Raw genomic sequence first — 12,157 nt, 5'->3', positions numbered from 1 at the left:
TGCTTGTATTATCCGGTGCTCTTTGCCAATGCTGCCAGCTGCTGAGTCAGGTAGCTTTGCGTGCTGTTCATGTTGGCCAGTGTCAAATTCAGATTGTTGAATTGCGTGGTGTAGGAGTCTTGCAGCGAATTCAGTCGCGCCTGCATGGCAGTGGTGCGATCCGTATTGATCTTGAGACTGGTTTTGATGCCATTGGTCTTGGTAGCGATCATACCATCGTCTGCCAGTACGCCCGTCATGAACGTATTCAATTTGGTGACGATGCCGTTGGTCGACGTAAACAAATTCTGTATACCAGCGAAGTTGTCGGTCGTGGCTTTCAGCAATTTGGTGGCATCGCTTGCCAGCGTGCCATCTTTCTGGAACGAAATGCCGATGTCGGACAAGGTCTGGATCGAGCCGCCGCCCGGCACCGACTGGATCAGTGCCTGACGCATCTGGCCGATCAGTGACGATACCGAGGTTTCGCCATACAGCGGTCCGGAGGTGCCGGCATCGCCGAGGTTGGCTGCCGGAGTGTAGGTCATCATGCCATTGATGGTCTTGACCAGCGTGTTGTAGGCAGTGACGAAACTGGTCGCGGTGGTTTGTACGCCGGTATTGTCGTTGGCGATATTGAGCGACATCTTGTCATTGGCGGTGGTGACCTTGGACAGATTCAGCGTCACGCCGGAAATGGCATCGGTGACCTTGTTCGACTTGCTGGTGACGGCTACGCCGTCAATGGTCAGCTTGGCGTCCTGCGCGGCCGACAGCTGGCCCATCTGGTTGCCGGTCAGGGCGGTATAGTCGCCGCTGCCGTTGAGCGATACCGAGTTGCTGCCGGTGGGCTTGAGGACCAGATGGTCGTTGGTGCCGTCGTTGGTGATGCTGGCGGTAACGGCGCCGTTGCCGGCGGTATTGATCGCGGCCATGATGTCGGCCAGCGCCGGCTGCGTGGCCGGCGGTGTGACGCCCGGATTGATGGTGATGTCGCTGCCGCCGACGTTGAGTGTCAGTGCGCCGCTGGCGAATGCTTGTCCTGGCGTGATGCCCGGCGAAGTGATGGTGGCGCTCGGGTCGAATGACAGGCCGGCAAAGCTTTCGGTGCCGGTGATCTTGACCGAATTCACTGCGCCCGAATCCTTGGCTGTCAGAACCAGATGGGATTTGGAGCCGTCATTGACGATGGTGGCGGTTACGCCGGCATCGGTACTGGCATTGATCGCATCGCGGATACCAGCCAGTGTGTTGGAGGCTGGCTTGATGATGGCAGTGGAATTGGCGCCGGTCTTGATCGCCAGAATACCGGTATCGAAAGTCGCGCCGGCATCGTAGCCAGGCGATTTCAGTTTCTGCGCCGATGCCAGCTGTGAAATGCTGATGTCGTAATTGCCGGAGGCTGCTGCCGTCTGGTCTTGCGCGGCCTGAATCTGTTTGACCGAGGTGGTGGTGTCGCTGGCACCGCCATAGGCAAAATCCGACAGGCTGTTGTTCGAGGTGATCTTGATGGTGTTGGCGGTGCCGCCGGTCTGCGATTCGAACACCAGATGGCTGCCCTGGTCATCCGTGACGATCGAGGCGCTGACGCCGGCTTTGGAATTGTTGATGGTGTCGCGCAGGCCGGTCAGTGTGGCATCGCCGCCCAAAGTGATGAACACCGGCTGGTTGGTGCCGATCTTGATGGCCATCGAATCACCGGCGTTGAAAACGGCCGAGCTGGGAAAGCCCTTGCTCTGCAATTTCTGCGATTTGATCTTGGTGGCGTCATCGGTGTTGACGTCCGCAGTGAAGGCGTCGGTCGTCAGGGTGCTGCCGGTGGGGGCAGTACCGGTATTGTTGACGGTGGATTTCTGGGCGCTGAAGGTGGCGCTGGTCAGGCCTTTGATGGCGGACTGATAAGTCGACAGCGCGCTTTTCAGGTTGCCGTAGGCCGACAGGAGCGTGTTGTAGCTGGTTGCCTGCTTGGTGAGCGGATCCAGCTTGGTGTTCTCCGCCTGCATCAGTTTGGCGACGATGCCAGCGACGTCGAGGCCGGTGTTGCCGGCCCCTGGTGAGGAAATTGTCCCTGATGCCATTTAATTCTCCTGTTTTACGCGTGCCACGGTCATGTCGGGCGGACCTCTGCCGAGGTTGCCGCGTCGATATTGTGCGCAGGCATTATCCTCCGAGAATAACCGCTATGGTCATAATTTGCCATCCGGTCAAAGGCGTGAACAGATGGCAAAAAGCATTGCAAATCTGTTATGAACTACCGTCGCTGGGCATAGCCGGCCTCGCTGAACGGTTCAAACCGTCCATCAGGCCTCCATTGCCGCAGTAGTTCGTAGCAGACTCAGGCTTTTTGATTCACCAGCAAACCCTGCATCTTGTCGATCGAGTGTGAAATTGCAATCGCTTCTTCACTCGGGATCTGGCGGATCAATTGGTCGGTCGCGGTATCGACGACTTTCACAATGGTCTTGCCCGATTCCTTGTCGGTCGAGAAATTCAGTGCAGCAGCAGCAGTGGCGGCAAAGCTGTTGAGTGTATCTACGGCATTGGCGACATCGGCTTCGGTAGAGCGCTTGACTTGCGGAGTGGCAGCCGGCGCACCTGCCGAAACGATCGGGTCAGGGCGGTTGCCGGCAACTGGTGCTGGCGCATAGGCCCCGGCGTCGCCGGAAGTAGTGATGTTGAGTGGGGAAATTGACATGGCATGACTCCTTGTTAAAGGAATATGCGGAGAATACTTGCATATTCTCCGCACATCATCCTACATATTGCTCAGAATTACTTCAGCAGCGACAGGACGTTGTTAGGAGCAGAGTTCGCCTGCGCCAACATTGCCGTACCAGCTTGTTGCAGAATCTGCGCGCGGGTCAGGTTGGCAGTTTCCGAAGCGAAGTCGGCATCCATGATACGGCTGCGCGACGATGTGATGTTTTCGCTGGAAATTTGCAAGTTGCTGATCACGGCGTCGAAACGGTTTTGTACTGCACCGAACTCTGCGCGCTTGGACGAAATCACGCTGATGGCCTTGTCCAGGTTCTTGATCGCCTTGGCGGCATCGCTTTGTGCTGTCGGATCGGCAATTGCCTTGTCCAGTGTCAGCTTGGCGCTGTCGATAGTCGCTTGCAGTGACACAGCCGACGAAGCCAGCGCTGTCGAAGTCAGTGTCGAACCGGTTGCAAACAGATTATCCAGAGCTGCCTTGGCAGTTGTGTAAGCGGTTTGCGCGGTCGTGACGCTGGTTTGGTCGCCCAGACCGATCAGGCCCTTGGCGCTGGTACCAACGACATCAGCGATCGATTTATCGTTGGACAGGTCGCCCAGCGAAATGCTGATCTGGTCATTCAGTTTGCCGTCGACCACGTTGGCGCCGACCTGGAAGGTCAGCGACAGTGCTGCGGAGGCGGATGTGTTGTCGGAGCCGACGCCAGCGCTGGCGCCCGAACCGGTACCTGTGAACAGGTTCTGGCCGTTGAATGTAGTGCCGTTCAGGACGCGGAACACTTCGTCCGACAGTTGCTTGTATTCGTTGTTCAGTGTGGCGCGGTCTTGTGCACCGTTGGAACCGTTGGTTGCTTGCACAGCCAGTTCACGCATACGTTGCAGGTTGTCAGTAACCTTGCTCAGTGCGCCTTCAGCAGTTTGTGCCAGCGAGATACCGTCGTTGGCGTTGCGTTGCGCAACGGCCAGACCCTTGATCTGCGAATTCATGCGGTCGGCAATTGCCAGGCCGGCTGCATCGTCCTTGGCGCTGTTGACACGCAAACCGGAGGACAAACGTTGGATCGAAGTATTCAGCGACGATTGCGATGTGTTCAGGTTGCGTTGCGTGTTAAGCGACGCAATATTGGTGTTAATTACTGATGCCATATTAGTTCTCCTAAAATTTGAGGCCGATAAATCCGAGTTTTAGTGCTTAACTTTGGTTTTTACCTAAAAGCCTCAGGCGTTCACCGCTGTTGTATGCTTTATCGGACGGTATCGGAAAAAGTTTAGAGGTTTCGCCAAAATTCTTTTTCCCTTGCTGTCCGAACCAAAACTGCGTGCTTCATACGTCAAGCACATCCTATTTCGACGCGATTGAAGAAAACTTTAGCGATGGCGGGCGGGATTTTGTGCCGATTGCACAAGGCAGGCCGCAAATGCGCTTGCGGCCTGCCTTGCCGGGCTTGTCAGGCGGGGATTATTGAGCGCGGCTGTCGCGCAGCGCAGCCAGATCTGATGCTGTTTTGGCAATGACGCTGGCCCAGTCGCCCTGGGTCGTTTGCCGGATCAGGCGCATGCTCGGGTACCAGGGGGAGTCACTGCGCTCCTTGAGCCAGCGCCAGTCTGGCGGATCCGACAGCAGGGTCCAGGTCGGTTTGCCGAGGGCGCCGGCCAGATGCACGACCGAGGTGTCGACGCTGATGATCAGGTCAAGATTGTCCATGGCGGCGGCCGTTACTGCAAAATCGGTGAATTCTTCGCCCAGGCTGATAACCTCCGCTGCTGCCGGCAATGTCTGCAATTCTTCACTCGGCTTGCCCTTTTGCAGGGAGTAGAACTGTACGCCCGGAACCTTGAACAGCTCTGCAAAGGTGGTCAACGGGATTGAGCGGCGGCGATCGTTGCCGTGCTCGGGATTGCCGGCCCAGACTACGCCCACGCGCAATGCCTTTTTGTCATTTGTTAGTCTGTCTATTTTTTCCGCCCAGCGTGCGCGTTCTGCCGGGTTGGCGCGGAGATAGGACGGGTAGGCCGGAATGTCTTCGATGCGATTGGTGCCGAGTGCTTGCGGCAGGCTCATCAACACATAGGCGCAATCGCATTGGGGAATAGGGTCGGACTCCCGGACCAGGGTAATTTGGTCGGAAACGCTGCGAAACAGGCGCGCCAGCGGATCTTTGACGTGCAGCGCCACGCGTGCTCCCTGCTCCAGCAAGATGCGCACATAGCGCACGAATTGAATGCTGTCGCCAAAGCCCTGTTCATGCATCAGCAGGATGTATTTGCCTTTGAGCGAGGATGTTCCATCCCATTTCGGGATGAGCGCGAACAATTTGTGGATGACCCGGTATACCGCGCGCCGCTCCTTGACTTCAAGCCGGCTTTCGTGATTCTTCCAGCCTTCGGCAAAGTCGCCTGCCAGCAACTGGCCCAGCGCCAGGTTGTGCAGGGCAGTGGTGTAGTCGGGCTTGAGTTGCAGTGCCTGTTTGAAGTAGACCATTGCGGCATCGGTGTCGCCGTGGTCGTGCATGACTGCGCCGATGTTGTTGTGTGTCAGGGCGTGTCTGGGGGCAATTTCCAGTGCTTTGTGAAATAACTGTATGGCGTCGTCGTAGCGATCCTGTTTCTCAAAGTAGCTGGAGGCAAGTTTGGCGTAGCTGTTGGCATCGAGAGGCGCCAGTTCGATTACCTGTTGATATATTTCATGGACCTTGTCGTAGTCTTTGAGCTTGGCGTAGGTATCTGCCATTTTGTTGTGCGCAAAAATATCCTTGGGATCCAGCAGCAGCGAAGTCTTGTGGCATTCAATTGCTTCGTTGAGCATGCCCATTTCCTGGAATGCGGTGCCCAGATTGGTGTGGGCGGGAGCGAAGTTGATTTGCAGTTCGAGTGCCTTGAGCAACGTGGCGACTGCTTCCTGATAGCGTTTGGCATCAATCAGGGCGCTGCCGAGGTGCGACAGGGGGCCGGGCGCATCGGGTGCGCGGCGGACCGCATCTTCAAAATAGGCGATCGAGGCATCGGGGTCGTTTTTTTCGTGCAGCGCATTGGCCAGGCCGATACGTGCTTCCTTGCTGTCGGTATCAATGGCAATCGCCTGCTCGAACAGCTTGATGGCATCATCAATGCGATTGGATTTCAGAACCGCCTTGCCGAGGTTGGTGAGGTAGCCGGCATTGTCGGGGTCGGCGGCGAGCGCTTTGCGCAATTCAGTTTCTGCGGTGCTGAAATCTTCCTCTTCCATCGCAATCAAGCCCATCGCATGATTGGCAAAGACCAGCCTCGGTGCGCGCTTGAGGATTTCCTGGCAGATTTTTTTTGCCTCTGCCAGCTTGTGCTGCTCCAGTAAATTCAGGCATTCCCTGACCGCCAGCAGATCTTTCAGGTCATGGCCGTTGTTCTTCACCGGTTTCTTGCTGTTGCGCGTGGACATCTGCATTTCCTTGGCTTGATGATGGTTCCGGACAGTCGATCCGGGCATGTACTGGCAGATCGTTACTGGCGGACAGAATAATTTGAGGCTCCATCATAAGGGGCCGATTCCGGATTCGAATGCAGGAACAGGCAGAAAAAAACAGGTAATTCGTCTCGTTGCGATGTTGTTGTGCCAATAAAAAAGCCTGCGCATGGCAGGCTTTCGGGTTCGTGCGGTAGCGGGCGGCGCGATTCGGGTGTCACCGCTGCCTTCAGTGCCAGCTGCGCAGCAGGCCGACGGCCAGGCCTTCGAGCGCAAAATCATCCTGTTCGACCTTGATGATGTTGAAATCCGGGTTTTCCGGGATCAGTTCAATCAGGGTGCCGGTCTTGCGGTAGCGTTTGACGGTAACGTCATCTCCCATGCGGGCGACCACGATCTGGCCATTGCGCGCCTGATCGGTCTTCTTGACGGCCAGCAGGTCGCCGTCGAGGATGCCGGCGTCGCGCATCGACATGCCGCGCACCTTGAGCAGATAGTCCGGTTTGGAGGAGAACAGCGCAGGGTCGACGTTGTAGTTGCTCTCTATATGTTCCTGCGCCAGGATCGGCGAGCCGGCGGCAACCCGGCCCACCAGCGGCAGACTCAGTTGCATCAGGGCCGGGTGGGGCAGGGCCATTTGCCGGTGGCCGGTGATGCCGTTCTCGCGCAGGCGGATGCCGCGTGACGTGCCCGGCGAGATTTCGATGGCGCCTTTGCGGGCCAGTGCCTGCAAATGTTCTTCGGCGGCATTGGCCGAGCGAAAACCGAGTTCTGTTGCAATTTCCGCCCGCGTCGGCGGGAAGCCGGTGTTTTCGATGGCATCCTTGATGAGATTGAGGATCTGTTCCTGGCGGGCGGTCAGTTTGAGCATGGTGTGGGCGGGTCCTGGAATTATGCTGGGTGCATAAACAGTCTGTATTTTTATACAGTTGTGTGGCGCTGTCAATGTGCCAACCCCGACTATTTCACCGGGACATTGCGGGGCTGCTGCCAGTAAATCCTTGAAGTGATTGAGTTTTTCGCCACAGTCCTGTATGATCTCGCGTTTTCCTCTTCCCACACTCGTCTTGACGCCGAGGTGGGCAAATTTGTTAATAGTCCAAAAAGGAGTCTACATGCGTCATTATGAAATCGTATTTATCGTCCATCCGGACCAAAGCGAGCAAGTACCTGCGATGATCGAGCGTTACAAGGGTATCGTTACTGCACGCGGCGGCAAGGTTCACCGTGTTGAAGATTGGGGCCGTCGCCAACTGGCTTATCAAATCCAGAAACTGGCTAAAGCACATTACGTTTGCCTGAACATCGAAGTCGACAGCGAAACGCTGGCTGAAATCGAAACCGGCTTCAAGTTCAATGATGCCGTGCTGCGTCACCTGACAGTCAAGTTGAAGAAGGCCGAAACCGGTCCTTCGCCAATCCTGAAGGCTGTCCAGAAGGAAGACGCTGCAAAGAGCAGCCGTTCTGAAGCACCAGCAGCTTAATTGCCTTTGATGACGATAAAAGTACCCGGAGAGTGAACCAGCTTCAGTTTGATGCCAGCATTGCCGAACGTGACGTAGTCCGTTACACCCCGGCCGGCATACCGATCGTTGCAGCGAGATTGCAGCATCAGTCGGAACAGATGGAAGCCGGTATCAAGAGATTGGTTGAGCTGGATATTGCCGCAGTTGCTGCGGGCGAGATTTCAGGGCGATTCAATCAGGCGGCTCTCGGCAGTCAGTTCCGGTTTTCCGGTTTTCTGGCGAAAAAAAATCGTAACAGCAAAAGCCTCGTGTTTCACATCGTTGATTTTGAACCAGTAGTTTAGGTTTTCACCCAATTCAGATATCAGGAGCCCCAAATGGCATTCGGTAAAAAATTCGATAAAAGCAAGTTGAAGCAAAAGCGTCAACAGCAAAATCCGCTGTTCAAGCGTAAAAAATTCTGCCGCTTCACCGCGGCTGGTGTTGAGCAAGTCGACTACAAGGATGTCGACACGCTGAAAGATTTCGTTCAGGAAAACGGCAAGATCATGCCAGCACGCCTGACCGGCACCAAGGCACACTATCAGCGTCAAGTTGACACTGCGATCAAGCGCGCACGTTACCTCGCGTTGCTGCCATACACTGATCTGCACAACGCTTAATTGACGACTGGATATAGGAGAAAAACATGCAAGTCATTCTGTTGGAAAAAGTCGTTAATCTCGGTGGTCTGGGCGAAGTAGTTCGCGTCAAGGACGGTTATGCACGTAACTTCCTGATCCCGCAACGCAAGGCACGCCGTGCTACCACCACGGCAATCGCCGAGTTCGAAGCAAAGCGCGCAGAGCTGGAAAAAGCAGCAGCTGAAAAGCTGGCAGCTTCGCAGGCGCAAGGCGAAAAGCTGAGCGGTCTGACCGTTCAGATCTCGCAAAAATCGGGTGTTGACGGCCGTCTGTTCGGTTCCGTTACCAATGCCGATATCGCGGAAGCCCTGGTCAAGCAAGGTTTCGCGGTCGAGAAGGCGCAAATTCGCCTGCCGCAAGGTCCGTTGAAGATTGTTGGCGAACACGCCGTGTCGGTGGCATTGCACACTGACGTCGTTGTGGATGTCACCGTTGCCGTTACAGGTGAGCACGCTTAATCGCGTTGTATTGCCGCAGTGCAAAAAAAGCCGGGTTCGCCTGGCTTTTTTGTCGTCTGATGCTTTCTCGACAAGTCGCCGGCCCGGTGCCGGCGGTGCATGATCATCGGCAATTTAATCAAATACTTATCGGCTAATTTCACACTCGCCGCCGAAGCAATTGCGCTTAGCGGTTATAATTCGCGCCATGAATGCACCTTCCGATCCGCAACTAGACGCACTCCGTGTTCCCCCGCACTCCATCGAATCCGAACAATCCGTCCTGGGCGGTTTGCTGCTGGATAATGCGGCCTGGGACCGGATCGCCGATTTCGTGAGTGCTGACGATTTCTATCGCTACGACCATCGCATCATTTTTCAGCATATCGTCAAGCTGATCAATGAAACCAAGCCGGCTGACGTGATCACTGTCTATGAAGCCTTGTCGAGTACCGGCAAGGCCGAAGAAGTCGGTGGCCTGACTTATCTCAATGCGCTGGCGCAAAACACGCCGTCGGCCGCCAATATCCGTCGTTACGCCGAGATCGTGCGGGATCGCGGCATCTTGCGCAAACTGATTACCGTGTCCGACGAGATTGCCGGCAATGCCTTCAATCCGCAGGGCAAGGAAGTCAAGCAGATGCTGGACGAAGCCGAGTCCAAGATTTTTGCGATTGCCGAAGAGGGCTCGCGCGGCTCTCAGGGTTTCCAGGAAATCCAGCCGCTGCTGACGCAGGTGGTCGAACGTATCGATGAACTGTACAACCGCGACAGCACCAGCGACATCACCGGGGTGCCGACCGGTTTCATGGATCTGGACAAGATGACCTCCGGCTTGCAGCCGGGTGACCTGATCATTGTGGCCGGTCGTCCGTCGATGGGTAAAACCGCGTTTTCCTTGAACATCGGTGAAAACGTCGCCATCGACAGTGGCTTGCCGGTCGCCGTGTTTTCGATGGAAATGGGTGGCGCCCAGCTGGCCATGCGTATGCTGGGTTCGGTCGGTCGTCTCGATCAGCATCGCTTGCGTACCGGCCGTCTGGTCGATGAAGACTGGCCGCGTCTGACGCATGCGATTCAAAAGATGAACGACGCCCAGTTGTATATCGACGAAACGCCGGCGCTCAGTTCCATCGAATTGCGGGCGCGTTCGCGTCGTCTGGCGCGCCAGTGCGGCAAGCTCGGTCTGATCATCATCGATTACCTGCAACTGATGTCGGGTAACTCCGGTGGTGAAAACCGCGCCACTGAAATTTCCGAAATCTCGCGAAATCTGAAGGGGCTGGCGAAAGAGCTGAATTGCCCGGTGATTGCCTTGTCGCAGTTGAACCGCTCGCTCGAGCAACGCCCCAATAAACGTCCCGTGATGTCCGACTTGCGTGAATCCGGCGCTATTGAGCAGGATGCCGACGTCATTTTGTTCATTTACCGCGATGAGGTTTACAATCAGGACTCGCCGGACAAAGGCACGGCCGAAATTATCATCGGCAAGCAGCGTAACGGACCTATCGGCAGTATCCGGCTGGCATTCCTGGGCCAATTTACCAAATTCGACAATTATTCCGGTAGTCTGGCTTCGCCTTACGGCGGAGATTGATGTAGAAGCGAATCCGTTGTGCCGGCGACTGCGCCATGCAGCCGTCGCATGAATCAAAAGCATTGATAAATTACAAGAGAGTGGAACATGTTTGGACGCTTTATGCCCACCGAGGGCAAATTCTTTGACCTCTTCAATCAGCACGCCGAACTGGGCGTAAAGTGCGCCAAGGAAATGGTCGCACTGATGGTCAATTTCGATGATCTGGAATTGCGCGTGCATGCCATCGAGACGCTGGAGAAACAGGCCGACAAGATCACGCACAATGCCATCGAGCTGTTGCACAAGACCTTCATTACCCCTCTCGATCGCGACGACATCCATCAATTGATCACGCGCATGGATGACATTCTCGATCTGCTCGAGGATGGTGCGCAGACCATTTCGCTGTACGACATCAAGGCCATCACGCCGGAAGCCAAACGGCTGGCGGAGTTGTGCCTGGCCTGTACGGAGAAGGTCAAGGCCGCAGTGGGCCTGTTGCACAACATGGACAACTCGCGTCAGATTCTGTCGATCTGCGAAGAAATCGACCGTCTGGAATCGGATGCGGATCACGTCATGCGCGCCGCGATGTCCAAGCTGTTCCGGGATGAGCCCGATGTGCGCAACCTGATCAAGCTCAAGGCGATTTACGAAATTCTGGAAACCGTCACCGACCGTTGCGAAGACGTTGCCAACATTATCGAAGGCATTATTGTCGAGAACGCCTGATTCGCATGCCTTGACGTCACCGGTTGCGACCGGTCGGGCGTCGGGGTCGTTGATGTCTGTCTAAGAATTTTTCCATGCATACAGTCCAAATAAGCCTTCATATCCTTGCCTTGCTGATTGTTCTGGCATTGCTGTTCGACTTCATGAATGGTTTTCATGATGCGGCCAATGCCATTGCCACCGTGGTTTCTACCGGCGTGCTGCGGCCGCAGACGGCAGTCGCCATGGCGGCGTTTTTCAATCTGGCGGCAGTGTTCGTCTTTCACCAGTTGCACGTGGCGGCCTCGGTCGGCAAGGGTACGATTGATCCGGCAGTGGTCGATCACGTGGTCGTGTTCGGTGCGCTGGTAGGCGCGATCTTCTGGAATCTGGTGACCTGGTATTACGGGATCCCGTCGTCGTCGTCGCATGCACTGATCGGTGGCCTGGTCGGCGCGGCAGTGGCCAAGGCCGGTACCGGCGCGCTGATTTCGTCAGGTCTGCTCAAGATCATCCTGTTCATTGTGTTGTCGCCGCTGCTCGGTTTCATTCTCGGCTCGATCATGATGTTGCTGGTCTCGTGGATATTCGTGCGCTCCACGCCGCGCAAGATCGATGGCTGGTTCCGGCGTCTGCAACTGGTGTCGGCGTCGATGTACAGTCTGGGTCACGGTGGCAATGATGCCCAGAAAACCATCGGTATCATCTGGATGCTGCTGATTGCAGCCGGCTATTCCGGTACCGACAATCCGCCGACCTGGGTCATCATCAGCTGCTACTGTGCGATCAGTCTGGGGACCTTGTTCGGTGGCTGGCGGATCGTCAAGACCATGGGCCAGAAGATTACCAAGCTCAAGCCGGTCGGTGGCTTTTGCGCGGAAACCGGTGGCGCCATCACCTTGTTCATCGCCACTGCCATGGGTGTTCCGGTATCGACTACGCATACCATTACCGGTGCCATCGTCGGTGTCGGTGCTTCGCACAAGATGTCGGCCGTGCGCTGGGGCGTGGCCGGCAATATCGTGTGGGCCTGGATTTTCACCATTCCCGCTTCGGCGTTCGTCGCGGCAGTAGCGTGGTGGATCGGCAAGCATATTCTGTAACGCATGGCGTTGCCGTCAGTGCAGCCGGACAAAGAAAAAGCCACC

The 12,157-nt window shown here is 56.0% G+C and carries 12 protein-coding genes; 7 read left to right on the top strand and 5 right to left on the bottom strand.

Going from position 1 to position 12,157, the window contains the following annotated elements; translation table 11 throughout:
- Positions 1–8: 8 nt before the first annotated feature.
- The 5 genes from fliD to lexA form a co-directional block, all read right to left on the bottom strand.
- Complete coding sequence (fliD, locus tag AKL27_RS07850) at positions 9–2,057, bottom strand: flagellar filament capping protein FliD (RefSeq protein ID WP_050462244.1); 2,049 nt, start codon at positions 2,055–2,057, stop codon at positions 9–11.
- A gap of 257 nt (positions 2,058–2,314) precedes the next feature.
- Positions 2,315–2,674 (bottom strand): flagellar protein FlaG, encoded by a 360-nt coding sequence (locus tag AKL27_RS07845; protein ID WP_050462243.1) that lies wholly within the window; start codon positions 2,672–2,674, stop codon positions 2,315–2,317.
- Positions 2,675–2,751: 77 nt separating this feature from the next.
- The gene (locus tag AKL27_RS07840; RefSeq protein ID WP_050462242.1) at positions 2,752–3,840 is read right to left on the bottom strand and encodes a flagellin N-terminal helical domain-containing protein; all 1,089 of its coding nucleotides are present in this window, start codon (positions 3,838–3,840) and stop codon (positions 2,752–2,754) included.
- 313 nt (positions 3,841–4,153) lie between these two features.
- Positions 4,154–6,109: a tetratricopeptide repeat protein gene (locus AKL27_RS07835; RefSeq protein WP_050462241.1), complete on the bottom strand. Its 1,956-nt coding sequence runs from the start codon at positions 6,107–6,109 to the stop codon at positions 4,154–4,156.
- Positions 6,110–6,362: 253 nt separating this feature from the next.
- Positions 6,363–7,004: a transcriptional repressor LexA gene (gene lexA, locus AKL27_RS07830; RefSeq protein WP_050462240.1), complete on the bottom strand. Its 642-nt coding sequence runs from the start codon at positions 7,002–7,004 to the stop codon at positions 6,363–6,365.
- Positions 7,005–7,248: 244 nt separating this feature from the next.
- Here lexA and rpsF point away from each other — a divergent pair, with 244 nt between their 5' ends.
- From rpsF to AKL27_RS07795, 7 genes are all read left to right on the top strand, one after another.
- Positions 7,249–7,617: a 30S ribosomal protein S6 gene (rpsF, locus tag AKL27_RS07825; protein ID WP_050462239.1), complete on the top strand. Its 369-nt coding sequence runs from the start codon at positions 7,249–7,251 to the stop codon at positions 7,615–7,617.
- Positions 7,618–7,649: 32 nt separating this feature from the next.
- Entirely contained in the window at positions 7,650–7,943 is a 294-nt protein-coding gene (gene priB / locus AKL27_RS07820; protein ID WP_050462238.1) for a primosomal replication protein N, read from the top strand.
- 33 nt (positions 7,944–7,976) lie between these two features.
- Positions 7,977–8,261, top strand: a complete 285-nt coding sequence (gene rpsR, locus AKL27_RS07815; RefSeq protein ID WP_007882558.1) for a 30S ribosomal protein S18 — start codon at positions 7,977–7,979, stop codon at positions 8,259–8,261.
- Between the two features lie 26 nt (positions 8,262–8,287).
- Positions 8,288–8,740: a 50S ribosomal protein L9 gene (gene rplI, locus AKL27_RS07810; protein WP_050462237.1), complete on the top strand. Its 453-nt coding sequence runs from the start codon at positions 8,288–8,290 to the stop codon at positions 8,738–8,740.
- A gap of 187 nt (positions 8,741–8,927) precedes the next feature.
- Positions 8,928–10,316 carry a replicative DNA helicase gene (locus tag AKL27_RS07805; protein WP_050462236.1) on the top strand — a complete coding sequence of 463 codons (1,389 nt, stop codon included), beginning with the start codon at positions 8,928–8,930 and terminating at the stop codon, positions 10,314–10,316.
- Between the two features lie 87 nt (positions 10,317–10,403).
- Positions 10,404–11,030 carry a DUF47 domain-containing protein gene (locus AKL27_RS07800; protein ID WP_050462235.1) on the top strand — a complete coding sequence of 209 codons (627 nt, stop codon included), beginning with the start codon at positions 10,404–10,406 and terminating at the stop codon, positions 11,028–11,030.
- Between the two features lie 74 nt (positions 11,031–11,104).
- Positions 11,105–12,112, top strand: a complete 1,008-nt coding sequence (locus AKL27_RS07795) for an inorganic phosphate transporter (protein WP_050462234.1) — start codon at positions 11,105–11,107, stop codon at positions 12,110–12,112.
- The last annotated feature ends 45 nt before the right edge of the window (positions 12,113–12,157 follow it).

The organism is Herbaspirillum autotrophicum (assembly GCF_001189915.1).
GTDB classification, from domain to species: domain Bacteria; phylum Pseudomonadota; class Gammaproteobacteria; order Burkholderiales; family Burkholderiaceae_D; genus Herbaspirillum; species Herbaspirillum autotrophicum.
The sequence above is the reverse complement of the archived record's forward strand: the minus strand, read 5'-3'. Positions and strand labels throughout refer to the sequence as shown.